At 60.9% G+C, this 23,700-nt stretch carries 22 protein-coding genes; 14 read left to right on the top strand and 8 right to left on the bottom strand.

From position 1 onward, the window contains the following. Positions 1-51 precede the first annotated feature (51 nt). Both QRN07_RS12760 and QRN07_RS12755 read right to left on the bottom strand, forming a co-directional pair. On the bottom strand, positions 52-384 hold the full coding sequence (locus QRN07_RS12760) for a hypothetical protein (protein ID WP_285241202.1): 333 nt from the start codon (positions 382-384) through the stop codon (positions 52-54). Between the two features lie 2 nt (positions 385-386). Beyond that, the gene (locus tag QRN07_RS12755) at positions 387-1,025 is read right to left on the bottom strand and encodes an isochorismatase family protein (RefSeq protein ID WP_285241201.1); all 639 of its coding nucleotides are present in this window, start codon (positions 1,023-1,025) and stop codon (positions 387-389) included. Between the two features lie 145 nt (positions 1,026-1,170). Here QRN07_RS12755 and QRN07_RS12750 point away from each other — a divergent pair, with 145 nt between their 5' ends. Then, the gene (locus tag QRN07_RS12750; RefSeq protein ID WP_056600822.1) at positions 1,171-2,121 is read left to right on the top strand and encodes a GlxA family transcriptional regulator; all 951 of its coding nucleotides are present in this window, start codon (positions 1,171-1,173) and stop codon (positions 2,119-2,121) included. A gap of 142 nt (positions 2,122-2,263) precedes the next feature. On the opposite strand, the gene QRN07_RS19780 is transcribed toward QRN07_RS12750, so the two are convergent. After that, a complete protein-coding gene (locus QRN07_RS19780) occupies positions 2,264-2,467 on the bottom strand; it encodes an AbfB domain-containing protein (RefSeq protein WP_082484437.1) in 204 nt (67 codons plus the stop codon). A gap of 337 nt (positions 2,468-2,804) precedes the next feature. Here QRN07_RS19780 and QRN07_RS12745 point away from each other — a divergent pair, with 337 nt between their 5' ends. The 5 genes from QRN07_RS12745 to QRN07_RS12725 all read left to right on the top strand — a co-directional run bounded on the left by QRN07_RS12745 (position 2,805) and on the right by QRN07_RS12725 (position 9,039). Continuing rightward, complete coding sequence (locus QRN07_RS12745; RefSeq protein ID WP_285241200.1) at positions 2,805-3,806, top strand: LacI family DNA-binding transcriptional regulator; 1,002 nt, start codon at positions 2,805-2,807, stop codon at positions 3,804-3,806. Positions 3,807-3,961: 155 nt separating this feature from the next. After that, entirely contained in the window at positions 3,962-5,143 is a 1,182-nt protein-coding gene (locus tag QRN07_RS12740) for a sugar ABC transporter substrate-binding protein (RefSeq protein ID WP_285241199.1), read from the top strand. 64 nt (positions 5,144-5,207) lie between these two features. Further along, complete coding sequence (locus QRN07_RS12735) at positions 5,208-6,143, top strand: carbohydrate ABC transporter permease (RefSeq protein ID WP_285241198.1); 936 nt, start codon at positions 5,208-5,210, stop codon at positions 6,141-6,143. Further along, positions 6,140-6,988 (top strand): carbohydrate ABC transporter permease, encoded by an 849-nt coding sequence (locus tag QRN07_RS12730; protein WP_056600826.1) that lies wholly within the window; start codon positions 6,140-6,142, stop codon positions 6,986-6,988. Before QRN07_RS12735 ends, QRN07_RS12730 begins: the two co-directional genes overlap by 4 nt. Further along, positions 6,985-9,039, top strand: a complete 2,055-nt coding sequence (locus QRN07_RS12725) for a hypothetical protein (RefSeq protein ID WP_285241197.1) — start codon at positions 6,985-6,987, stop codon at positions 9,037-9,039. Before QRN07_RS12730 ends, QRN07_RS12725 begins: the two co-directional genes overlap by 4 nt. Before the next feature lie 289 nt (positions 9,040-9,328). On the opposite strand, the gene QRN07_RS12720 is transcribed toward QRN07_RS12725, so the two are convergent. Further along, a complete protein-coding gene (locus QRN07_RS12720; RefSeq protein WP_285241196.1) occupies positions 9,329-10,828 on the bottom strand; it encodes an amino acid permease in 1,500 nt (499 codons plus the stop codon). Positions 10,829-11,307: 479 nt separating this feature from the next. Here QRN07_RS12720 and QRN07_RS12715 point away from each other — a divergent pair, with 479 nt between their 5' ends. Further along, a complete protein-coding gene (locus QRN07_RS12715; protein WP_285241195.1) occupies positions 11,308-11,724 on the top strand; it encodes a RidA family protein in 417 nt (138 codons plus the stop codon). Further along, positions 11,718-12,983, top strand: coding sequence for a MalY/PatB family protein (locus QRN07_RS12710; protein ID WP_285241194.1), 1,266 nt, complete (start codon positions 11,718-11,720; stop codon positions 12,981-12,983). Before QRN07_RS12715 ends, QRN07_RS12710 begins: the two co-directional genes overlap by 7 nt. Positions 12,984-13,071: 88 nt before the next feature. Here QRN07_RS12710 and QRN07_RS12705 read toward each other — a convergent pair whose 3' ends face one another. Further along, positions 13,072-13,260 carry a hypothetical protein gene (locus QRN07_RS12705; RefSeq protein WP_285241193.1) on the bottom strand — a complete coding sequence of 63 codons (189 nt, stop codon included), beginning with the start codon at positions 13,258-13,260 and terminating at the stop codon, positions 13,072-13,074. Between the two features lie 138 nt (positions 13,261-13,398). Here QRN07_RS12705 and QRN07_RS12700 point away from each other — a divergent pair, with 138 nt between their 5' ends. Next, positions 13,399-14,145, top strand: a complete 747-nt coding sequence (locus QRN07_RS12700) for a helix-turn-helix transcriptional regulator (protein WP_285241192.1) — start codon at positions 13,399-13,401, stop codon at positions 14,143-14,145. A 94-nt stretch (positions 14,146-14,239) separates the two neighbouring features. Here the strand turns inward: QRN07_RS12700 and QRN07_RS12695 are convergent, their stop codons facing one another. Next, positions 14,240-14,779, bottom strand: a complete 540-nt coding sequence (locus QRN07_RS12695; protein ID WP_285241191.1) for a TetR/AcrR family transcriptional regulator — start codon at positions 14,777-14,779, stop codon at positions 14,240-14,242. Between the two features lie 267 nt (positions 14,780-15,046). Between QRN07_RS12695 and trxA the strand changes: the two genes are divergently transcribed. Further along, the gene (gene trxA, locus QRN07_RS12690; RefSeq protein WP_285241190.1) at positions 15,047-15,385 is read left to right on the top strand and encodes a thioredoxin; all 339 of its coding nucleotides are present in this window, start codon (positions 15,047-15,049) and stop codon (positions 15,383-15,385) included. A 165-nt stretch (positions 15,386-15,550) separates the two neighbouring features. Further along, positions 15,551-16,120 carry an OsmC family protein gene (locus tag QRN07_RS12685; RefSeq protein ID WP_285241189.1) on the top strand — a complete coding sequence of 190 codons (570 nt, stop codon included), beginning with the start codon at positions 15,551-15,553 and terminating at the stop codon, positions 16,118-16,120. Between the two features lie 840 nt (positions 16,121-16,960). On the opposite strand, the gene QRN07_RS12680 is transcribed toward QRN07_RS12685, so the two are convergent. Further along, positions 16,961-19,042, bottom strand: coding sequence for a beta-galactosidase (locus QRN07_RS12680; protein WP_285241188.1), 2,082 nt, complete (start codon positions 19,040-19,042; stop codon positions 16,961-16,963). Positions 19,043-19,112: 70 nt separating this feature from the next. Further along, positions 19,113-20,408 (bottom strand): ABC transporter substrate-binding protein, encoded by a 1,296-nt coding sequence (locus QRN07_RS12675; RefSeq protein WP_285241187.1) that lies wholly within the window; start codon positions 20,406-20,408, stop codon positions 19,113-19,115. A 412-nt stretch (positions 20,409-20,820) separates the two neighbouring features. Here QRN07_RS12675 and QRN07_RS12670 point away from each other — a divergent pair, with 412 nt between their 5' ends. From QRN07_RS12670 to QRN07_RS12660, 3 genes are read left to right on the top strand one after another with little or no spacing between them, the layout of a single operon-like run. Next, a complete protein-coding gene (locus QRN07_RS12670; RefSeq protein WP_285241363.1) occupies positions 20,821-21,702 on the top strand; it encodes a carbohydrate ABC transporter permease in 882 nt (293 codons plus the stop codon). A 58-nt stretch (positions 21,703-21,760) separates the two neighbouring features. Further along, positions 21,761-22,591 (top strand): carbohydrate ABC transporter permease, encoded by an 831-nt coding sequence (locus QRN07_RS12665; RefSeq protein WP_285241186.1) that lies wholly within the window; start codon positions 21,761-21,763, stop codon positions 22,589-22,591. 49 nt (positions 22,592-22,640) lie between these two features. Next, positions 22,641-23,645: a LacI family DNA-binding transcriptional regulator gene (locus QRN07_RS12660; RefSeq protein WP_285241185.1), complete on the top strand. Its 1,005-nt coding sequence runs from the start codon at positions 22,641-22,643 to the stop codon at positions 23,643-23,645. Positions 23,646-23,700: the final 55 nt, after the last annotated feature.

The following is a 23,700-nucleotide window of genomic DNA, read 5'->3' as shown; positions in this document are numbered from 1 at the left end:
ATTCTTCCTGGAACCGGTCTGAACGGCCCTGGATGGTGTGGTGTGGCCGAACTACGGCGTCGAGAGATGGCGGATGGCTGACAAGAGGACCTCAATTTCCCTGTGCCCGAGTCCTGGAACCAGTGATCCAAGCGATACCTGTTCAGCGTCGGCGACGGAAGCCACCAACGTCAGGAAGTTCCTCTCGTCCGCGGGAAGCGACGCGGCATAGGTGACGAGCGCCGGGAAGTTCACCGCAGCCGGCGTTTTGAGCAGGCCGGGACGGATCCACGGCTGGCCCAACGCCGCGAACTTTCCGTCATAGCCCCGAATCAGCATCTCTGTCGCTGCAGCGTGCATCGGGCTATGCCGTGCATGCGCCCGGAGTTGTTCGTGGAGCTCCACGCTTAGAGCCGGGCTGCCTGCTCAGCGCCTGCGATGGCGGAGCTGCCCAGGTCGCTGCCGGTGGTTGGCTCCCCTGCGGCAAGCGCCGCGGTCCAGGTTGCCGTGGTGGAAACGTGGGCCCAGTTTGAGTTGAGGACCGCCATCAGCGTTTGGTGCACGGTTTTGGCCGCGGCGGCACCGGCGTTGTTGGCGATGTTGATGGCACCTGTCGCATCCGAGATGACCTCTGTGGCAAAGCCAAGGAATTCTGCGTCCGCTGCTGAGGCGAGAATGCAGTTGTTGGTCATGTAGCCCACCAGCGTGACAGTGTCCACGTCCTGGCTGCGGAGCCATTCGGCCAGGTCCGTGCCGGCATAAACGGAGCTGTAGTGCTTGGTGAGCAGCTTCCAGGAGTCAGCCTTGCGGTTTTCCACCTCAGGGTGCAGTGCAAAGGCAGGGGTCCCCGGATCAAAAACGGGCGCACCTTCTCCTGCGCTGTGCTGAACGGCCGCTACCGGTATTCCGGCGGCCGCGGCGGCATCAATGGCCTGCCCGATATTTGCCAGCGACTCAGCAGGCCGGGGGTAGTGGATCTCGAGCGGACCGCTGAAGTACTGCTGCTGGATGTCCACAATGATGAGTGCGCGGCGGGGCGTGGTCACAATAATTTCTTCTCCTAGGTCGTTGGCGTCCGGCAGGACCCCTGGCTTCCATTGTTCGGGTGCCCGCCCCCGGCTACCAGTGGCATGAATGCTGCCTTACGATGGATTTGCGCCAAAACTATTCCTGAGCCCACCCTGGAGCGTTATGAAGATCGCCATCTATGCTTTCGACGGCGTGCCCATGTTCCACCTCGCGGTTCCACAAATGGTTTTTGAAGAGGTCAAGCGCCAAGGGCACCCGTGGTCCACCGAGCTTTTTTCAGACGGCGCGGACTCCTTGGTGACCGCCGAGGGCTATCAACTCAGCGGAATTTCCGGGCCCGAAGCTGCTGTCAACGCCGATGTTGTGGTGATCCCATCGTGGTACGGCGGCGACAGGACTGCTGGGGCCGGCCTGCAGGCACTCCTCGTGAACGCACACCGGGAAGGAGCCACCATCATGGGCCTATGCCTCGGGGCGTTGGCCGTGGCTGATGCCGGCCTTCTTGACCACCGGTCAGCCGTAACGCACTGGAACGCCGTTGGGGCTCTTGCCCGGCGGCGCCCGGCTGTCTGCGTTGACCCTTCGGTCCTGTACATCGACCACGGGGACGTCATCACCTCGGCGGGCACCGCGTCGGGGATTGATGCCTGCCTTCATCTGGTGCGCAGGAGCCTCGGCGCCGCAGCGACCAACTCGGTCTCCCGCGCACTGGTGGTGGCTCCCCACCGGGAGGGCGGGCAGGCGCAATACATTGAACGCCCGGTCCGCCCGCAGCAGACAGGCGATCCCATTTCCAATGTCATCGGATGGGCGCTGAACAATCTTTCCGAACCTCTCACCATTGAGCAATTGGCTCTTCAGGGGCACATGAGCCGAAGGACCTTCATCCGCGAATTCCAGGTCAGCACAGGCACAACGCCGGCGGCATGGGTCCGCAGCCGGCGCCTGGACGAGGCCCGCAGGCTGCTCGAGGAAACCAAACTGACCGTTGACCAGGTAGCGGCTGCGAGCGGTTTCACCAGCACCGTCACCATGCGACAGAACTTCGCTTCCGCCTTCGCAACAACCCCCACCGACTACCGCAGGCGCTTCGAGGCACTGCCGTCCCCGTGACTGCCGGCAACCGCACCAGCCGGGAAGCCCCGGCCCCGGGAGCTGCCCTCCGCTGACGGATCGGAGGAGAAAGGCGAACCTCCGCAATTGTCCCTCCGCGCACGGGGAGCAGGGTCGAGTCCCACCTAATCGTTTGTTCAGGTCAACGGACGTTGCGGAACGTAGCATCACTCCGAGAGGTATTGGAAGTGATTGGATCTATTCGAAGGCGGAAATCAGCATGCCGAAGGTAGCGGTCGGGGAAATTGTAGGACTGGTACGAACTGGCAGTTGCATCTGCCAAGGTGTCCGTCGGAGAAACGCGGGCCCAGTTGGAGTTGAGGACCGCTATCAGCGTTTGGTGCATGGTTTTACCCCGGCGGCACCGGCACTGTTGGCGATGTTGACCAGCAATTACATCCGAAAGACCATGCCAATTGGCGTCAAGCCAACACCGATACCGCTGGTGCTAAGCCATTGCCACGGGGTCGACCTTTCGCTCGAATGGCATTGGCGCCTGCGGCCATACACTTGATTCGAAGTTCAAGCCCTGACAGCTGATTGTGGGGGCTTGCCTTGATTCCCCCGGCCTCAAGGGAGGCAGATCGAGGATACCGGTGAACAGCTGCGCTGCCTACTTCACCGTGAATCGGTACTCTGGAGACAGAAGGGGAAGTCATTGATGATGTACGTGAGGAGTGTGGGTGGTAACAAGCAAGGACGTGGCGGCCCGTGCCGGTGTGGCCCAGAGCACGGTTTCTTACGTTATGAGTGGGAAGAGATCCATCTCGCCGGAAACCCGCGCCAAAGTCGAAGCTGCGATAGCAGAGCTTACATACCACCCAAATGCTGGAGCGCGCGCCCTAGCAAGCAACAGGACGAGCGTCATCGGCCTCGTGGTCAGTATGTCCCGGACAACGGAGATGGCCGGTTTGCTGCCCTTCATCGAGGCAATAACTTCGGATGCCCGTGTGCGCGATCATGACGTCGTACTGGTAACCGAGGAGGCTGGAACGGCAAGCCTGGAACGACTCTCGGGAAGGTCGCTGGTTGATGCCATCATTCTCATGGACGTGCACCTGCATGACGCCCGGCTTGAGCGGGCGGCTCAGCTGGCTGTCCCTGTTGTCCTCATCGGCCTCGCAGAAGATAACCATGGCCTGGACGCCGTCGATTTCGACTTTGAAGCTGCCGGCATTATGGCTGCGGAAGAACTGCTGGACCGGGGCTACACCCGGGTCGTGGTAATAGGTGAGCCGCCTGAGGTGAACGTGCGTGCGTACGGCTTTATCGCCGGGTTCGAACGGGGCGCGCTGGAGGCGTGCCACCGGCGGGCTGCGGAAGCTGAAGTGCTTCGGCCCGCAGCCCCGGGGTGGAATGCATTCTTGGCCGAGGTCTCAGAGCAAATCGGTAAAGCAAGGACTTCACGGGTTGGTTTCATCGCCCGCACGCCCCAAACTGTGGCGTGGGTATTGCAGTTGCTCCTCATCGGGCATCTCGAACCTGGCCGGGACGTGGGCTTGGTCGGCATGTGTACTGACGAAGACTCTGAAACCTTCAGCACCCCTGTCACGAATGTCTCCCCGAGGCCGCGGGAAGTGTCGTACGCGGCCATGAACCGCGTGTTCGAACTATTGGACGGAGCCGAGCCGGGCGGCCAGATTCAACTGATCCCGCCGCGGCTCACTCGCCGCTGCACGACCTAACCCGAGTTACAGCAAAGCAGCACCCCCTTCCTAAAAGAATTGTTTCATGCTATTTTCGATGCGTATCGAGTCGATACGCATCGATTAATTTTTCTGATAGATAAGGCGAGATGATGACTCAAAGGCGAGGCAGGGTTCTGCGGACGGCTGCGGCTGTGGCGGTTCTTTCCACGGCATGTGGTGTAGCCGGATGTGCTCCGACATCGAGCGGCCCTGAAGATGCGCAAACAGTCTTGTTGCAGCGTCCCGCAGGTTCCACTAATGACACGAAAATTTATGACTCGGTTCTTGCCACGTGCGAAAAGACTACCGGGATCACTATCAAGACTCAGGACATCCCCAGTAGTGGCTATCTGGCCAAAGTCCTTCAACAGGCTTCCTCCAAAACCCTGCCCGACGTATTAATGCTGGACAACGGGGAGGTACCTCAGATCGCCGAATCGGGGGCCCTTGCACCCCTGAAGCCATTGGGCGTTACGACCAATGGATTTGCTGAAGGTGTAGTGCAGGCTTCGACTTACGGAGGTGAACTGTATGGAGTGCAGCCCGTGGCTAACACGATCGCATTGTTTGTGAACACCGAACTCCTTGCGGCAGCTGGGCTGAAAGCCCCTACAACATGGGATGAATTGAAAAGAACGGCTTCTATCCTCACCAAAGGCGATACTTATGGCGTCGCTTTTTCCGCAGCCGCGTCTGAGGAAGGAACATTTCAGTTCCTTCCGTTCTTCTGGTCCAACGGCGGCGATGAGACCAACATTCCCACTAGCGAAGGTGCGGCCGCTCTTCAGCTGTGGAAGGACCTCGTGATCGCCCATGCGGCATCGGAATCGGTGCTGACCTGGACGCAGGCGGATGTCAACGACCAGTTCATCGCAGGCAAGGCTGCGATGATGATCAATGGGCCGTGGCAATTTCCGTCCCTGGATAAGGCCGGAGTCAAATACGAGGCCGTGGCCCTTCCTGCTCCTCAGCCGGGTGCTGAAATTGTTTCTCCGCTCGGGGGCGAGACTTGGACGGTTCCTGTCACCGGCAATAAGGAAAAGATGGCTTCAGCTGCCCAGGTGGTGCAGTGCCTGGGGTCCGATGCAAGCCAGCTCGAGCTCGGATCCGGGCGAAACCTCATCCCAACGAATGAGAATCTCGCGGGACAGTATGCGCAAGAGAATCCCAAGATGAAGGGCTTCGTTGACCAGATTCCCGGTCTTCGTGCACGCACCGCCCAGTTGGGCCCGGATTACGCCAAAGCGTCCCAAACCATCTACACCGCCATCCAGGATGTACTTACAGGAGGAGCGGAACCTTTGGAAGCTCTGCGTCGAGCGGAAACCAAATAGCAATGGCCACGATGGCCGGACCAGTCCGTGCAGGCGCCCTTGCAGGGAGACAAGCATCATGATCATGACTGAAATCAAGACGAAGCCGGTAATCGCACCACGCTGGCGGGTATCTGGTCGCAACAAAGAAAGGCTCCTACAGCAGGCCTTTTTGCTGCCGGCCACTTTATATATTCTGCTGATCTTCGGATACCCCGTCGTGCAAAACGTCATAATGGCGCTTCAGCAGTACACCACCGCCACATTCTTCACCGGTCATGCCCCTTGGATAGGCCTTGCCAACTATCAGGCAGTACTCCAGTCGCGGGACTTCGGCCGTGCTGCTATGAACACCCTGACATTCACAGTTTTTTCAATCGCAGGACAGCTGATCTTCGGCATGCTCATCGCCCTCTATTTCCGCCGCAGATTCCCGCTTAACAACCTACTGCGGGGTTTGCTGCTGTTGCCATGGCTGATTCCACTGATTGTTTCCAGTGCAGTCTGGCGGTGGATGCTGGACAAGGACTCTGGGGTGGTCAACCAGATCCTTGGTGCTCTGACCTTCAGCGATGTCCGGATCGGATGGCTCACCGACACAACAGTGGCGCTCCTGGCGGTGATCTGTGTGAATATCTGGCTGGGAATTCCGTTCAACGTGGCCTTGCTGTACAGCGGCCTGCAGGACATCCCACAGGAACTCTATGAGGCCGCCGCCCTAGACGGTGCCACCGGAGCGAAAGCATTCAAGCACATTACCTGGCCCCTTCTCCGGCCCGTCGTCACGGTGGTGTTGGTCCTTGGCGTCGTCTACACCCTGAAGGCCCTGGATATCATTCTTGGCCTCACCGGAGGGGGACCTGCGAACGCAACACAAACCTTGTCGACAGAGTCCTACCGTTTGTCGTTCCAACAGTTCGACTTCGGCCAAGGAGCCGCAGTGGGCAACATCCTCATTGTTATTTCCCTCGTATTCGCACTGCTCTACCTGCGGGCCAACCGGAAGGGGTCGAAGGCATGACAAGCACCACCGCCACAAAAGCGGCCGGATCATTTGGACTGGAACGATCTGCTTCCCGCCACACGATTTTCGGACTGGTGATCGTTGTCGTTTTGCTCTTTCCGGTCTACTGGATGGTCAACGTGTCGCTGCAACCCGGCGGACGGGCCGTGGGCACGCCCTGGTTTCCCATCAATCCTGACCTGTCCGGCTACGCCACCGCCATCGCCGAGCAAAGCCCAAACCTCGTCACCAGCCTTCTCGTCGCTGGGGGCAGTGTCCTATTCAGTCTCGTGATTGCCGCCCCTGCCGCCTACGCAGTGGCGCAATTGCGGATCCCGTTCGCCCGGACCCTTCTCTTCGCGGTGCTCATCTGCCAGATGATTCCAGGGATCGTCGTGTCCAACGCTCTCTATACAGCGTTCAATCAGTTGGGGCTGTTGAACAGCATCATTGGCCTAATTATTGCCAACTCCAGCGCCGGCATACCGTTCGGGATCCTCATCATGCACGCTTTCATGCTTTCCATCCCGCCCTCAGTCATAGAAGCTGCACGGGTCGACGGTGCGGGGCCAGTCAGAGCCTTTGTTTCCATCGTCCTTCCGATGAGTAGGAATGCGATCATCACCGCGGGTCTCTTTGCCTTCCTCTTTGCTTGGGGAGACTTCCTCTTCGCCGTCACCCTCACCACCACCAATGAAGTCAGGCCCGTGACCGTTGGCCTGTACTCCTACCTCGGCACCTACGTAAATGACTGGAGCGCCGTCATGGCCACCGCAGTTCTCGCATCCACACCCGCCATCGCCGTGCTCGCGGTCGCCCAACGCTACATATCAGCAGGCGCAACCGGGGGAGCGGTCAAATGACCATTACCGATTCATCGTCCCTCAACGCACCCCAGGCCCTCGGCAGGATCCGTATCCCCTTCGGCCAGGGGGAGGCTTCTATTGACCCCGTGACCGGCGCGCCCGTGCAGTTTGTGGCCAAAAATGCCCCGGACCGCCGATTCCTTCTTGATCCTGACTTGGTCTGGCACTCTCTGGAGCACCAATGGGGCAGCGGACACATCATCACCGATGGGGGAGCGGCACGCTGGAACAGACCGGACAGGCAGGAAGTGGCCACCAACTCCTCAGTTAGCCACTTCCTCCCTTCGGAGCAGCTCGCTTTGACAGTCAAAAGGAACGTTCGCAAAGACAAGTTCATCGAACGCTACGAATTTACCAACACGGGATTACACACAACGAAGGTGACCAGCGTCGGCATCCAGACGCCGTTCGCAGACCTATATGAAAGCGCCCAGGAAGCCCTCCAGCGTTCCGTGCACGCCCACATCTTCACCGGCGGCGCTTGGGCATGGGTGCTCGCCCAGCCCATGTCAGGAACAGGGCCTCTCCTTGGGCTGGTCCTCGAGGAAGGGGAACTTTGGGGATATTCCATAGAATCACGCAACCGGAACACATCCTCCAATGCCCGCGGACACATCGTTCTCCAGGTAACTGACCACGCCCGCAACCCGAACGCCTTCGGCGGCCAACCGGCCCTCACACTCGAGCCCGGTCAGAGCCTTGTCCTCCAATGGCAGCTTGGCTGGTACGGAAACATCGACGAGTTCCTCTCTGCCACCAAACCGTCGGCCAAACTCTCGGCGGTGTCAGCACCCATAAACCAAGCAATCACCATCACCACCAACCTCTCCGTTACCAGTAGATCAGAGGCGCTGAAAATTTCTCCCACCCCCGAGGGCACAGAGGTCCGAAGCGCCTGCCCCGGCACCTTCATGATCGAAATCGGCGGCAGCTCACGCACCGAAATCGCCTTCCACGACCCGCTAGCCGGGGTCATCAAACGGCGGTGCGCCTACATTCTTGACCACCAGCGCGCGGCATACCGTCCCGGCTCCCTGGCCCACGCGTTCGTCCCCGTCGATACCGCAACAAAGTTGGCGCAGACCACTAACGGCTGGTCTGACTGGACAGATGGCTCGGAACGAATTGGCATGGCCCTGCTCCTGCAAATGGCTGTGCGCCGCGGCCTCATAGACCCGGCCCTTGATGACGCCCTTGAGGGGTGGGCCGAGTTCGCGGTGGAAAACCTTATGGACAGCACAGATGCGCCTCGCCGGGGTTCCCAGGACCATCACACCGGAGCACGGCTTTACGACGCGCCATGGCTGGCCCAGTTCTTCCTTGAGCGCTACCTTCAAACAGAAGACACCACCCACCTTCACCGCGCAGAACGAATTCTCAACCGTGCCTTCGCCTTGGGAGCGCAAGGCTTCCTGGCAATTCACTTCTCTGGCACCTGCGTTGCAGTGGCCGACGCGCTGGCTGTGGCTGGTGCTCTTGAGGCAGCCCAACAACTTAGAGGCCAAGTGATTGAAAGCGCCCATTACTTTGCTGCCCGCGGGGTGCAGCTGCCCCCACACGAGGTGTTCTACGAACAGTCAATCGTGGCGCCCTTGGTCTGCCTATTCAGTGATGCCTACCGGCTTACAGGGGACCACGTGTTCCTCGACGCCACACGCACGGCGTTGCCATGGTTGCTTGCCTTCGGAGGCCCGCAGCCGCACACCCGATTGTACGGAGTGGCAATCCGCCACTGGGACGGCTACTGGTTCGGCCTTCGTCGGCAATGGGGCGATGTTTTTCCTCACTATTGGAGCGCCCTGACCGCAGAGGCTCTTCTAGGCCTGCCGGAGGAACTTCTGAATGCAGGGCATGAAAGCCTGGCCCTAGCTATCCTTCGTGCAAACATGAGCAATTACTTTCCCGACGGGTCAGCAACCTGTGCCTTCATCATGCCCACCACCGTGGACGGGGTCCCGGCTCACACCGCCGATCCCCTTGCCAATGACCAGGACTGGCACCTTGCTATGTGGCTTGGAATGATCGATAAATTCAATTTGTCGGACTAGTTTTGGGGCGCTCATTGGGGCCCGGGCCGTCCAGGGACTGGGAACTGGCCGCGCTAAATGCCTGGCCGTGTTCGCCATAACCTTTGCCGAGCGCAAGACGCCGTAGTCCGCGAGCGTCGGGGTGGCCGCCGGCAGTAAGGGATTGGAGGCGAAGAAGCCTGTGGTATCTCCGTGGAACTCATTGCCTCACTCTCGCCGCTCTGGTGTGAGGTGCAAACAGCAGATCGATCGGGGCGGGACCGACGACCACTGCTCGGAGTTACGGTCGTCCGCCCCGTTGCGCTGTATCTTAGGGCTGCCGGGCTGTGGGGCGGTTGCTGACGATGGGTGCCGCTCCGGTGTAGCCGTTGCGTGCAGCGGCGATCTCGCGGATCCTTCCGCGGCATGCATACCAGCCGGCGATCATGAGCGCGACCGCGATTGCGGTTACGAGCATGGTCAACGGGGATTCGATAAGGATCATGGCAAGGACCACGGCGAGGAAGGCAATGGTTAGATAGCCGGTAAAGGGGGCTCCAGGCATGCGGAATGAAGGACGTTGGGTCCAACCTTTCTTGCTCCACCGCTGAAACTGGATTTGGCACAGCACAATCGCGGCCCATGCCACGATGATGCCAACGGCCGCGATGCTGAGAACGATCTCGAACGCGTCGCCCGGGACGATATAGTTCAGCGGGATGCCGAGGAAGGAGACTGCTGCGGTGATGGCAACGCCGCCATAGGGGACGCCCGCCTTGTTCATTCGGAGCGCGAATTTCGGCGCTGACCCTGCGGTGGCCATCGAGCGCAGGATTCGTCCGGTGGAGTAGAGCCCGGCGTTGAGCGAAGACAGGGCGGCTGTGAGCACGACGAGGTTCATGATGGAGTCAATGCCATTGACGCCGATTGAGCTGAAGAACGTCACGAACGGGCTCACGCCCTTTTCGTAGGCGGTGTAGGGCAGCAGCAGTGAGAGCAGGACGACGGATCCGACGTAGAAGACCGCGATGCGGGCGATGACGGCGTTGATCGCCTTCGGCATAACCTTTTCGGGGTTCTCCGTTTCGCCGGCGGCGGTGCCGACGAGCTCAATTGAGCCGTAGGCGAAGATGATTCCCGACATGAGCAGGATCATCGGCATGATGCCGTTCGGGAAGATCCCGCCGTTGTCGGAGATGAGCTGGAAGCCGACCGGATCACCGGTTGGGGTGCCGAAGATGACGAAATAGATGCCCACGAGGAGGAACATGACCAGTGCGGAGACCTTGATGAGGGCGAACCAGAATTCCATCTCGCCGAAGACCTTGACGGAGACAAGGTTGAGGGCGAGGACGAGCACCAGGGCGATGAGGGCCCAGCCCCATTGCGGGACCGCGGCGATCCAGGGGACGTACCTGCCGAAGAAGCTCATGTAGAGTGCGGCGGCGGTCGTGTCGGCGATGGTCGTGGCGGCCCAAACCAGCCAGTAGAACCATCCCACGGTGAACGCTGCCTTCTCGCCGAAGAATTCTCGGGCGTAGGAGACGAACGAGCCCGACGATGCCCGGTGCAGTACGAGTTCGCCGAGGGCGCGCAGGATCAGGAACGCGAAGGCCCCGCAGATCGCGTAGGCGACGAAGAGTGATGGCCCGGCTGCGGCAAGGCGGCCACCTGCGCCGAGGAATAGGCCTGTACCGATCGCGCCCCCGATGGCGATCATCTGGATTTGTCGGGATTTGAGTCCTTTCTGGTAGCCGGCATCCTCGGCGTGCAGTACTTGATCGGGAGCATGTGCGTGCCCGGAGTCTGTGACGGGTGGCTGAATCGACATGGGAAGCCTTCCTGGAGATACGAAGCTCGAATTGCGAGGCCTGATGGTCTACGGCGTAACCGCCGGAGTTGGGGTGCTAAGAGGATGTCCGCCCTTTGTAGGGCTTCGTGGCAGTCGAGGTGATTGCGGTTCTGAGCCTGCCCGCGGTCAGGCGACCTGATGAGGGGCGACGGGATGTGGAAGACCTGAACCCCCGGCCTATTGGGAGATTCAAATCACAGTTGAGAGTATGCCGGACATCACATCCAGAAATCAACAGATTGTTGGATATATTCAGACGACTTCCGCATTCCATGCACTAGAAGTACAGGACAGGCGGGATGTACAAGGTGATTCGATCTACCGCATGTAAACAAGCTGTGTAATAGTGGTGGAAAGTTCAGCTTCTTAATTACTGAGTGTTGAATATCCTTGAAGGTGAATCGACGTGCCGTGCCTACTGTGCCGCGTTCGCCTCTCGAACGTCTGGAAGGTATTTCATGGTTGAGTCCGTTACGTCCACACCGCTCTACGAACGCGCGGTCCGGGTGGGGGATCTACTCTTTGTCTCCGGCCAACTCCCTATCGGAGATGCTGGGTTGCTCTATCCCGGGCGCGTGGGCCAGGAAGTTACAGTCGAGCAGGCGCGCGAGGCTGCCGTGCTCGCTGCCAGCCGGTGCCTGGACGTCGTCCGCGACGAACTCGGGTCGTTGGACGTGGTCAAAGGTATCGCCAGGATCGGAGGATACGTCTCAGCAGGGGAAGGATTTGTGGATGCACCCGCCGTAATCGATGGTGCGTCCCAACTCGCCCTCGATGTGCTTGGAGAAAAAGGGCACCATGCGCGGCTGGCAATGGGAGTAGCCTCCCTGCCGCTGGGTGCATGCGTCGAGATCGAAATGACTGTCCAGTGCTAAGGGCAGCCGAGCAGGCTCAGGCCCGCAGCTTCACGACAATCGGGAACCCGCTTGAGGAGCTCTCCCTCGAACAGCTCCGCCAGCGCACGAGCATGAAATGGCGCACTCATCCCTCCGACGTGCTGCCTCTGTGGGTTGCCGAAATGGACGTCCGGCTCGCGCCGCCCGTTTCGGAAGCGCTGCACCAGGCCATCGATGACGGAGACACCGGATACCCTGCTGGGACGAAGTTCGCGGAGGCCATAAGTGCGTTCGCTTCCCGGCGCTGGGGCTGGGACGGGCTGGCGGTCGAGCGCACCGCCATCGTGCCCGACGTGATGATGGGCGTCGTTGAAATCCTGCGGCTGATCACAGATCCAGGTGATGCCGTCGTCGTCAACTCCCCGGTCTATGCACCTTTTTACGCCTTCATCACCCATGATTCGCGCAGGATCGTTGAAGCCCCGCTAGGACAAGATCTCAGGATCGACCTTGGCACCCTCGAGGAAGCTTTCAAGCACGTGCGGTCGCAGGGACGGAACGCCGCCTACCTGATCAGCAATCCACACAACCCGACCGGTGTGGTCCACAGCCCTGAAGAGCTCGCAGCTGTCGCGGCCCTCGCCCGCAACTACGGGGTCCGGGTCGTCTCGGACGAGATCCACGCCCCGCTCATACTGCCGGGAGCAACATTCACTCCGTATCTCAGCGTGCCCGAGACCGAGAACGCGTTTGCGCTCACTTCGGCGTCGAAAGCCTGGAACCTGGCCGGCCTCAAGGCAGCACTCGCAATCGCCGGACCCGACGCTGCCGATGATCTTCACCGTATGCCCGAAGAGGTCAGCCACGGACCGAGCCACCTGGGAATCATCGCCCAGACCGCCGCGTTCCGTGACGGTGAAGAATGGCTGGATGCACTCCTCCGAGGCCTCGACGCCAACCGGACTCTCCTCGGAAAGATGCTCGCCGAACATCTTCCCGGTGTGGGGTACGCCGCTCCCGAGGGGACATATCTAGCCTGGCTGGACTGCAGCCATCTCGCCCCCGATTCGCCAGGCGGCCCTGATGGCCTCGGCACCGTAGCCGACCTCGCCGGGCCGGCCAAGATATTCCTCGACAAGGCGCGGGTCGCCCTGAGCTCCGGCCATGTCTTCGGCACGGGCGGCGCTGGACATGTCCGCCTCAACTTTGCCACTTCCCAGGCCATACTCACCGAGGCTGTCACCCGGATGGGCCGGGCCGCCGTCCCAATTGAACAAGACTCATCAGCCCGCGCCTGACGGTCCAGCAATACAACCCGGCCGACCACGGAGAACGTATGGCTTTGCGTATCCACCACACCTGGCACCCTGTCATCGGCCAAAGAGTTCAAATGAGGTGCAGCGGCATCACTAGCGCGAAGGTATCGTCGACGCAGTCACCCTGGACGATGCGATTCTCTGGATCGCCGGTGACATCTTGCAGCCGCGGATGATGTTCCAGCGCACCGACGGCTTCGAAGTTTGGATCGGCTACCGCTGGGAATCCCGTACGGGAGAGCCAGCGTGATCCATGCAATGCAACAGTATGTTGAAGCAAATAGCCCTAGCCTGCGGGATCGATCTCTGCCGCGACAGCGATACACTTCAACAAAAGGTATAATTTATAGCGGTTTCGGGAACTTGTATCCGCCTACTCATCGGAAGGACAGCACCAATGACCCAAATTGGTTCGCTCGGATCAGCAGCTCCGCCCCCGGACGCGCTGCATGGCATGGACGCCGAGTCCATCAACCGGATTCTGGAGCTCCTGGTGGCACCCCTTCAGGCCGCGGTGCCTCAGCCCACGGAAGTCGTTCTGCATGACCTGCAGAGAATCCCGAACACGGTCCGTGCTATCGCCGGAGATGTCACTCGCCGTCAGATCGGCGACCCACCTACCGACAAATTGCTCGAACGCGTGGCAGCAGGTAACTTCTCCCATGAGATCGGCTACCGCTCGCAACTGCCTGACGGGAGAATCCTGCAGAGCACGACGATCATTTACATCGACAAGGAAGGCCAAGCTGCTGCAGCCCTGTGTCTGAACGCTGACGTGTCAGCCTGGGTCACGCTCCGCTCCGCCTTGGACCGCTTCGTCCTCGGTCACGACGGGAGCTCCATGCTGGCGACCCCTGCCGTGCACGGGGCTAAACCGGTCGGCCCCCAGGGGAGCGAGTACTTCCCGCACAGCGTGGAGGAACTCAGTTCCAAGCTCGTTGAGGCCGCGATCACCGCCATTGGGGTTCCCGTTGAGCAAATGCGCAAGGAACACAAGATGCAGGTCGTCTCGGAGCTTGACCGCCGTGGATTCTTCCTCATCAAGCAGGCAGCCGAGACAGCGGCTACCGCGCTCGGAGTCACCCGCTTCACCATTTACAACTACCTCAACGAACTCGGCGGAGAGGTCGAAAAGACAGCCTGACCCTCGGACCATCATGGCCATCACGGAGGTGCCTTCGGTGAGTTTATGTACGCGGGGGGCGGCAGGGCACCGCATCCATAGCGCCCCTGACTACCTACGGGGCTCTCGGTACTACCTGTGCGGCGAGGATCGCAGCGGCCGTGAGTTCCTCCTTGGGGGCCCCGGCGGCCGCTTCGACACTCAACCCGTAAATCGCCGACATGACGTATCGAGCCAGCGCGGTGCAGTTTGTGCCGGCGGGCAGATCGCGGTCGGCGAGGGCCATTTCAAGCCGGTCCAAAACGGTTCTCCTCATCCGTTCGCGAGCGGCTGCCAGGAGATCAACTATTTCGTGGTGAGGTTTTCCGGATGCAAGGCCTGCCTGGATCGTCATACAGCCGAAAGGCTGACCTTGGCTAGTGAATACGTCAACTCTCCCCGTCAGAAGGGTCAGCACTGCCTCGTGGGCCGTAGGCCTGGACATGGCGTCCTCCAGCTGGACTGTGCGTTCGCACATGTACCGGTCCAGCGTCTTTTCGAATAGCTCCCGCTTGCTGCCGAAGGCGGCATACAGACTCGGCGGGTTTATGCCGAGCGCCTGTGTCAGGTCGGCAATAGATGTGCCCTCGTATCCCTGACGCCAAAACAGCTCCATGGCAGCCTGAAGGGCGGCCTGATCATCGAATCCGCGTTTACGGCCTCCCGGCATTTCATGCCCTCCTGATCTCAGCAAATGCTGCCATTTGCCTTTTCTGTAATATCCACTACAGTACATCCCATGAGATACGTAGCGATCACTATACAACTTGCGGTGGATCTTTCCGAAGCTCGTTCGCTTAGCGACACATGACCCTCATCCGGCACGGCATTGCAACCGGGCCCGCACCCGCCTTTCCCTGACCAGCAAATGAAAGAGGAAGCCATGTCTGCCCGATCAACAACCAGCTCCGCATTCCAATCCGATGTCCTCCAGAACGATCTGCCGGTCCTGGTCGACTTTTGGGCACCATGGTGCCCGCCGTGCCGTGCCGTTGGGCCTGTGCTCGATGAAGTGGCCCTTGAGCAGGCCGGGAAAGTCGAGGTCATCAAAGTGAACGTCGATGAGAACCCCGAGCTCGCCCGGCAGTATGGCGTCACCTCAATTCCCGCCTTCCGGGTATTCAACAACGGTGAGGTCGTGGGTTCGTTCCTTGGTGCCATGCCGAAGGAAGCATTTGAAGACCGTCTTGCCCCCTACCTGGGGGCAGCGGCCCGCAACTGATATCCAGGCAGCTCAACAGGGGCACCACCCTCAACGAGACATCGCCGATGTTGAGCTGCCAGCAAACTCCCTCCGAAAAGGGCATTCCACACAAGCCTGGCCCGTGACGCGCTTTAGCTGCGGAAGGGCGGATGAACCGCATCAACCAACCTGAAAGGAAACACCATGACTGAAACGAACACCCTGCGCACAGAGCCTTTCGCCGACCTGGCAGCCATCGAGGCGACAGTGGCAGCTGTCACCGAGCAGCGTGAGCTTGGCAAGGTCACCTTCAGCATGCACAGCGAGTCGGCCGGAGGTTTGACCGCCAAGACCATCACCGGACCCCTGACCCAGGCGGGAGTCGGCAACGAATCGCGCCGCGGCCAGTTCACGCTGCACAGTGATGAGCCGGTCTCCCTGCTGGGAACTGACACGGCCGTCAGCCCCGCTGAATACATCCTCAAGGCCCTGGCTGGCTGCTACATGGTCACGCTGGCCTCCCTTGCTGCAGCCAGGAACATTCAGTTGAAGCACGTCGCACTGACCCTGGGCTTCGACATCGATCTCAGCGGCTTCCTCGGAATTGATAAGAGCGTCCGCAAGGGTGCACAGCAAATCACCGTGGACGTTCAGATCGACAGCCCCGGCACTTCACGGGCTGACCTGAAAGATCTGATTGGCGCGCTCGAAGCCACATCCCCAATCCGTGACACCTTGGCCAACCCCGTCCCCGTCATCACCCGTCTCGGCTGACACCGCACGGGGTTTCCCAAGGCTACGGTTATAACGAAAAGGAACAAACTTGGCGACGACCAACGTTGCCTGAGAACAGTTCACCGCCACCATCGAGGGCAACGACATAGCACTCGTGGATTTTGGGCATCTTGGTGCGGTCCCTGCAGCCAATTTGGCCCCATGGACGAATCCGCGCTGAACTCGCCGCATCCCCGGCCCAGCTCTGACCGCGTCAAACTGGACTGCCGATGCAGTGAGCGCGTTGCCGGCCGTTCCGCATGACCGGCCGGCAACGCTTCGGTTTCGATGAACGAACGATAGCGGGATTTGGCATGGTGGACCACACCGCCGAAAGGATGAATCGGGCCAACGTGAACAGCAACCTTCGATGTATGTCCGTCACGGAACTTGTGGTGACCAGCTCCGGGCCTTCCTGGACATCCCCTTCGTCAACCGGGCGCTGGCTTCGAAGCCTGACTTCCGTATCCGGTGAAAAGGTGCCACGATCGATGGCAAAACATCGCCTTCTCGGGGCACTCCCCTTGTCCTTTCCTGAGCGCCGATAACGGGTCTTATGTAAAGCTGGGGCCAAGAGAGGCTCTCTGAAGGCTTCCGCGGACCTCTGTTGACAGTCCTCACGGGTTGCGTCACCTGCGGCAACTCGCCAAGTAGTCGAGAGCGACCAGAACCAGCATGTGCCTGCAATGGGCGAAGCTCCAGTCAAATAGCGGTTGACCGGAGCTTCGGTTCATTATGTGCCCTGGAACCTGAGGATTACTTGTGAGCTGATGGGAGCCTGTTCGAACGTGGACTGAACGGCGACGCCCGCGCCCTTAAGTGATGGCCGGCCGACGGCTGTCATCCCAGGTCAGGCTGGCTGTGGACGCGGACCACCGATACCCCTGCCGGCGGGAGTTTCATGGTCCCGCCGCGCTGCAGCCCTGCTCCACCGAGCAGATCCGTGCCGTCCACCTCAAGTTCCACCACCACTACCGATGCGGTGTGATTGAGGAAGAAGAGGTACCGTCCTGCGGTGGTGCAGCGTTCGGTCACTTCCACACCGTGCGGTGCCGGGTGCGGCGCACGGATTCCGGCCCGTGACAGCACTGCTCCCACCACCAGGTCCAGCGCTTCCTGGGGCAGGTGCGTGCCGATGTAAACGGCCGTCCCGGCACCCAGTCGGTGATCCAGGATGGCGGGCCGCCCGGCCAGGTGGCCGGTCGTGTAGGTGGCCACGACTTCTGCCCCTTCCGAAACCATGTCATCCTGCCACCGTGTGGCGCCGCCGTCGAACGCTTCCTGGAGTAAATCCGGGGCGTAACTGCCCAGGAGCGCCTGCCCCTGAACCGTGCTGATTTCGACGGCGGCGTCTTGGGCCAACGGTGAGAAGTCCCTGATGTGCCCGCCCACCACAGTGCGCAGGCCACCCGGATATCCGTTGCCGATAACTTGATCGTCCTGGTCCACGATGCCGGAGAAATAGGACGCCACGACATGGCCGCCGCCTGCCACGAACGCCTCGACGGCAGCCTGCTGGCTGGAGCTCATCAGGTACTGGTTGGGGATGACAAGCACCTTGTAGCCGGACAGGTCGGATGCGAGGGCGACAACGTCCACAGCCGCATTTTCCAGCCATAAAGAGCGGTAGTGGCTGGCCGCCACCGCCCGGTAATCGTAGTTGTTCACAGGGTGGGCGGGTCCCTCCACGGCCCACCAGTTTTCCCAGTCCCACACCAGGGCAACGTCTGCGGTTGTCCTTGCTCCGGCGATTTCCGCGAGCTGCGCCAGCTCGTTGCCGAGTTCCTTGACCTCTTGCCAGGTCCGGCTGGCCTCGCCGCTGTGGGGAAGCATTGCCGAGTGGAACTTTTCCTGACCGAAGCGGGAGGCGCGCCACTGGAAGAACATCACGGCGTCTGCTCCGTGGGCCACCGCCTGGTAGGAGCCCAGCCGCATCATGCCGGGCTGCTTGGTCAGGTTCACCTTCCATTGGCTCACTGCACCTGCTGCCTGCTCCATCATCATCCAGGGTGCTCCGTTCCCCAGATGCCGCATGAGGTCGTACTGCAGCGCGGCCTCCACCAGTGAGGCGGGCTTGGCAGGGTCCGGGTAGATGTCCAGGGCGATCACGTCCGTCTCCGGGGCCCACCGGCGGTAATCCTGGATCCGGAAGAACTGGACAAAATTCGTGGTGGCTGGGATGTCCGGTGTAACTCCCTGGAGCAGGTCCCGCTCCAGTTTGTACAGGTCCACTTGGATGTCTGTGGTGAAGCGGGCGAAATCCAGTTCGCGTGCCGGATTCACCCACCCCCGCACGGGTTGTGGCAGGTGCACCTGGTCCCAACTGCTGTAGACCTGTCCCCATAAAGTGGTCCCCCACCTGGCATTAAGCTGATCCAGGCTGCCGTACTTCTCCTGCAGCCAGGACCGGAAGGCCCCGTCGCACAGCCCGCAGAAGCAGTATGCGTGGTATTCGTTGCCGATGTGCCACATGGCCAGCGCCGGATGATCCCTGTAACGCTCCGCGAGGGCACGCGCCACCCGCTGGCTCCGGTCCCGGTACACGGGCGACGACGGGCAGAAATGCCCGCGGCTGCCCACCGCCACACGGGTTCCTGACCGTTCCACCATCAATGTTTCGGGGAACCCCTCGGCCAGCCACGGAGGCGGGGAGGCATTGGGCGTGGCGAGGTTCACGAGGATGCCCCCGGCAGCGAGCAGGTCCATCACTTCGTCCAGCCAGCCGAAATCGAAAACCCCGTCCGCCGGTTCCAGGCGCGACCAGGAGAAAACCCCCAGGCTGACAAGTGAAACGTTCGCCTCCCGCATCAACCTGACATCCTCGGGCCAGGTGCTCCTGGGCCACTGCTCCGGGTTGTAGTCACCGCCATAGACCAGGCCGGGAAGCCGCTGCTGGAAGGACTCTAAGGGGGTGGGGCTCATGGCCTGCACTTTCACAGAAGGGAGGAGGGTTGGTTGCCTGAAGAGTTCGTTGCCTGGATACAAGCAGCGACTACATGGCTGCCTTAACATCGGCAATGAGCTGGTCTGCCGCTTGGCGGGGCGTCATCCGGTCGAAGACGACCTCCTGGGAGAGCCTCTTGACGGAGTCGATCAGCACCGCGCCGGCCTTCGGGTTGGGAATGGCGTAAGGAGGGGTGTCGAGCTCATTGATCCTGGTCACGTACTCGGCGACCTTGCCCTCCACGGGGGTCAGCGTGGGCGTGATGGCTTCAAGGACCTTGGAGCTGGACGGCACACCGCGGTCAAACTTCGAGATCTTTCCGGCTTCGGCGGAATTGGTCAGGAAGTCGATCAGCATCGCAGCTTCCTTGGGATGGTCGCTGTTCGCTGCCACTGAATAGTAGATACCGGGCTTGGTCCAGCCACCCGGTTCCTGGAACTGCCGTTCGCCCGGCAGGCGGAGCAGCGTGAATTCCTGCCCTGCCGCCTTCTCCAGGTTTCCGAGTTGATTGACGGAGACCAGGGACATGGCTTTTTTACCCAGCGCGAGAGGGGACTGTTCCAGGGCAAGGCTGGCCGCTTCGAGTTCGGCTTCCACGGACTGGGTTCCGCCGCTGTCCCGCAGGCTGCGAACGAACTCCCACCACCCTGCAGCGGTATCGGCGCTGAAGCCGACCTCGCTGCCGTTGTTCTTCCAATAGTCTTCTCCATGCTGGCGCAGCCACAGGTTCATTGTCTGCTCGTCCATTGTCAACGCCGCGCCTGCCACCTCCGGTGTGGCCTTGGTGATGGCGGCCGCGGTGTTCCTGAAATCGTCCCAGGACCAGGTGTTGTCGTCCGGCACGGGAACACCTGCGGCTTCGAATAACGCAGGATTCACTGCCATGCCAAAGCCGGATTCACCGGAGGGGATGCCGTAAAGCTTGCCGTCAATCTGCGTTCCGGCCAGCGATGCCGGGGAAAAATCGCCGGTGGGCAGCACCTCGGCCTGTCCGGTGAGGTCCACCAGCTGGCCGTTGTCGATGTAGGTGTACATGTATGGATCGGTCATCTGCATAACATCAGGCAGGTCACGGGATGCAGCGCTGGTGGAAAGCTTATTGAAGTAGTCACTGAAGTTGGAGAACTCCGGCTGTACGCTGATATTCGGGTGTGCCTCCTCAAAAAGGTCAATGACCTCCTGCGTCTGGGCATGCCGGGCGTCCGAACCCCACCAGTTGAAGCGGAGTGTTACGGAATCATCCCCCGCCGGGCTGCCGCAGCCGGCGACGCCCAGACTCACCGCGGCTACCAAGGCTGCTGCGAGGGTTCTGACCCTCAGGGGTCCTGCGTTCTTTTGTGCCATGGTGGAGCTCCTTTGCTACGGGTGGCAACGCGCCGCAGGGATCAGCGGCAGTGCGTCGATGGACTTTCAGGGTGCGGCGAAATATCGGCAACCGGCTTGGGAAGCTCAGTCGAGCTGCCATGCCTGACCGGACTGAAACGGTCATCGATCTAACAACAATTGTGACCGTTCACTCCCGTGAGTGCGTTGTAAATAAAACACTTCTCAAGGAATACCTTGAACAATAGTGACCGGTAACTATTTTCGTCAAGACCATTGACGCCGTCGAATTTTCACTGCAATACTCGATCCAACCTGCCGGCGTGAGCCGCCCCCATTCCCTCTGACCCGGAGCGTTTTCATGTCAACGATGACCCACCTGCCCCGAAGTACGGCAGCCGCCCCGCCCCCGGCGCCGCAGCGGCGAACACTCATGAAGAAGCTCGAAGAGCGGGCAGCCTGGCAATTTCTGCTGCCGTGGTTCGTGGGCATGCTGCTGATCACCATCGGGCCCATGATCGCGTCGCTCTATTTCTCGTTCACGGATTACAACCTGCTCCGCGCCCCCAGTTGGGTGGGTCTGGACAACTTTGAACAGATGCTCACTGACACCCGGCTGCACAAGTCCCTTGGCGTCACGTTTGCCTACGTGCTGATTGGGGTTCCCGCCCTCTTGGTGGTGGCACTCTCCCTGGCCATGCTGCTGAACCGCGGCATCAGGGGGCTGCCGTTCTACCGCTCCGTGTTCTACCTGCCCTCCCTTCTTGGTGGGTCAGTGGCGGTGGGAGTGCTCTGGCGGCAGGTCTTCGGCACTGAGGGCCTGGTCAACCAGTTCCTTGCGCTCTTCGGCATCGATGGTCCGGGGTGGATCTCCAACCCGAGTACAGCCCTGACTTCCCTGATCATGCTGCACGTATGGAGCTTCGGATCCTCGATGGTGATCTTCCTGGCCGGGCTACGTCAGATCCCCGAGGAGCTCTACGAGGCGGCAGCGCTGGATGGGGCCGGCCGGTGGGCGCAGTTCCGCAACGTGACAGTTCCACTCCTGACTCCCATCATTTTCTTCAATCTGATACTGCAGATCATCAATTCATTCCAGACCTTCACCCAGGCCTTTGTGGTCAGCGGGGGGACCGGCGGACCGGCCGATTCCACCCTGTTCTACTCGCTCTATCTCTATGAGCAGGGCTTCGGCCGTCTCAACATGGGGTACGCATCCGCGATGGCCTGGGTGCTGGTGATGATCATCGCCGTGTTCACGGCCGTCAACTTCTACTTCAGCAAACGATGGGTGTTTTACAGTGACCGCGACTGATATCAAGCCACCCCGGACGAAGGCACCTCTTCCTACCGGGTATCCCCAAGCCGGAAAAATGCGCAAAAATCTTCGGGGCCTGTTCAAACACGTTGCACTGGTTCTGGCCGCGGGGCTCATGCTCTACCCTCTGCTATGGATGGTGGCCAGCTCGTTCCGCCCCGAAGCCCTGATCTTCCGGGACCCCTCGCTGATACCGACGGAAGTGGACACCAGCCACTACGCGGACGGATGGACCGCATTGGCCCATCCCTTCCACGTCTTCCTGGCCAACTCGGCGATCATCGTGGCGGGATCACTCCTGGGAAACCTGGTGACCTGCTCGATGGCCGCCTACGCCTTTGCCAAACTCGAGTTCCGCGGAAAGGGCCTGCTGTTTGGGGCACTGCTGCTTACCCTGATGCTCCCCATGCACGTGGTCCTGGTCCCGCAATACGTTTTGTTTTCCAACCTGGGCTGGGTCAACACCTACCTTCCCCTGATCATCCCCAAGTTCCTGGCCACAGACGCCTTCTTTGTGTTCCTCATGGTGCAGTTCTTCCGCGGACTGCCCAAGGAACTGGACGAAGCGGCAAGGCTGGACGGCGCTGGATACTGGCGGACCTACTTCCAGGTGATCCTGCCGCTGTCAGTCCCCGCCCTGGCCACCACGGCGATCTTCACCTTCATCTGGACCTGGAACGACTTCTTCGGACAACTCATCTACCTTACGAAGCCTGCATTGCAGACGGCACCCGTGGCGCTGCGCAACTTTGTGGATGCCACCAGCGGAGCCTCCTGGGGCTCCCTGTTCGCGATGTCCATCGTGACCCTCATCCCTGTCTTCGTTGTTTTCCTCGTCGGCCAGAAGTACTTGGTTAAGGGGATTGCGACGACGGGGCTGAAGTAGCAGGGCGCCGGCACCGCCCGCCGTGGTGCAGCCCCTAGACTCAGGAGTTATGGAATCCATCAGCGGGGCCCCTGGCCGCCGCGCCACCATCGTGGATGTAGCCACGGCGGCGGGCGTCTCCAAGCAGACGGTCACCCGTGCCATGAACGACATGCCGGGAATCAAGGCCGAGACCAGGACCCGGATCCAGCAACTGGCCAAGGACCTTGGCTATGTTCCCAGCCGTTTCGCCAAAGGCCTCGCCCAGGGTGCGCAAACCTCTATTGGCCTCGCCATCCCCGGCCTCACCAACCCGTATTTCCCGGCGTTTATAGCCAGCGTCGTCGAGCAGGCGACAGAGCGGAACTGGCAGGTGGTGATCAGCGACTACGTGGACCGCGCCATGGGGCCGGTCTCCGCCGTCAGCCAGCTGGCGCCCCAGGTGGACGCCGTAATCGGCTACCTGGGCAACGAAACCGGCGCATCGCAGGAAATTCTTGGCCGGCGTCCGTTGGTACTGCTTGATCTGACGGGCAGCACCAGCGCCGGCGAGGTGTCCTTCGACTATGCGCACGCGGCCGCCCTGGCACTCGCCCACCTCGCAGGACGGGGTGTTAACCGGGTCGCATATCTGGATTATGTCCGCGATGGTGGATTGTCTGTCCGGGGTCAGGCTTTCGCCCGCCGGGCGGGGGAACTGGGAATGGCCACCACCTTCCTAAACGCAGAAGATTCCGCGGGCAGTGCGCGCGAGACCATCTCCGCTTACCTCGCCAAGGGCAACTCCCCCAAAGCAATCGTGACTTTTAATGACCTTATGGCTGCCGGGGCTATGAAGGCCCTCACTGCCGGCGGCAAGAATGTGCCCGGCGATTGCGCCGTCATCGGCATGGATGGAATCGCCCTGGGCGAGCTGCTCACACCTGAACTGACTACGCTGGCGCTGGACCTGCGCGAAGTTGGGGCCGTCGCGGTGCGGCTCGTGGAGCGGCTACTTGCAGGTGAACTACCCGCCGGGGCAGCTGAGTCGCGGGTGGTCCTGCAACACCACCTAGTGGTCAGGGAATCGGCCTAGGATCCGATGGACACCTCGGGATATGTCAATGGCGAAGGCCCTCAACTTAAGCACC

The sequence above is a fragment of the Pseudarthrobacter sp. MEB009 genome, assembly GCF_030208875.1.
GTDB lineage: Bacteria > Actinomycetota > Actinomycetes > Actinomycetales > Micrococcaceae > Arthrobacter.
Note: the sequence above shows the minus strand (reverse complement) of the source record. Positions and strands in the feature narration are given on the sequence as shown.

What these genes read in the sequence shown, in the direction of transcription:
- QRN07_RS12685 (WP_285241189.1), top strand. Translation starts at nt 15,551, where the DNA reads ATGACTGAAACGAACACCCTGCGCACAGAGCCTTTCGCCGACCTGGCA.
- QRN07_RS12695 (WP_285241191.1), bottom strand. Translation starts at nt 14,779, where the DNA reads ATGGAGCTGTTTTGGCGTCAGGGATACGAGGGCACATCTATTGCCGAC.
- QRN07_RS12700 (WP_285241192.1), top strand. Translation starts at nt 13,399, where the DNA reads ATGACCCAAATTGGTTCGCTCGGATCAGCAGCTCCGCCCCCGGACGCG.
- QRN07_RS19780 (WP_082484437.1), bottom strand. Translation starts at nt 2,467, where the DNA reads ATGCACCAAACGCTGATAGCGGTCCTCAACTCCAACTGGGCCCGCGTT.
- QRN07_RS12680 (WP_285241188.1), bottom strand. Translation starts at nt 19,042, where the DNA reads ATGAGCCCCACCCCCTTAGAGTCCTTCCAGCAGCGGCTTCCCGGCCTG.
- QRN07_RS12725 (WP_285241197.1), top strand. Translation starts at nt 6,985, where the DNA reads ATGACCATTACCGATTCATCGTCCCTCAACGCACCCCAGGCCCTCGGC.
- QRN07_RS12720 (WP_285241196.1), bottom strand. Translation starts at nt 10,828, where the DNA reads ATGTCGATTCAGCCACCCGTCACAGACTCCGGGCACGCACATGCTCCC.
- QRN07_RS12750 (WP_056600822.1), top strand. Translation starts at nt 1,171, where the DNA reads ATGAAGATCGCCATCTATGCTTTCGACGGCGTGCCCATGTTCCACCTC.
- QRN07_RS12715 (WP_285241195.1), top strand. Translation starts at nt 11,308, where the DNA reads ATGGTTGAGTCCGTTACGTCCACACCGCTCTACGAACGCGCGGTCCGG.
- trxA (WP_285241190.1), top strand. Translation starts at nt 15,047, where the DNA reads ATGTCTGCCCGATCAACAACCAGCTCCGCATTCCAATCCGATGTCCTC.
- QRN07_RS12730 (WP_056600826.1), top strand. Translation starts at nt 6,140, where the DNA reads ATGACAAGCACCACCGCCACAAAAGCGGCCGGATCATTTGGACTGGAA.
- QRN07_RS12660 (WP_285241185.1), top strand. Translation starts at nt 22,641, where the DNA reads ATGGAATCCATCAGCGGGGCCCCTGGCCGCCGCGCCACCATCGTGGAT.
- QRN07_RS12670 (WP_285241363.1), top strand. Translation starts at nt 20,821, where the DNA reads ATGAAGAAGCTCGAAGAGCGGGCAGCCTGGCAATTTCTGCTGCCGTGG.
- QRN07_RS12735 (WP_285241198.1), top strand. Translation starts at nt 5,208, where the DNA reads ATGACTGAAATCAAGACGAAGCCGGTAATCGCACCACGCTGGCGGGTA.
- QRN07_RS12665 (WP_285241186.1), top strand. Translation starts at nt 21,761, where the DNA reads ATGCGCAAAAATCTTCGGGGCCTGTTCAAACACGTTGCACTGGTTCTG.
- QRN07_RS12675 (WP_285241187.1), bottom strand. Translation starts at nt 20,408, where the DNA reads ATGGCACAAAAGAACGCAGGACCCCTGAGGGTCAGAACCCTCGCAGCA.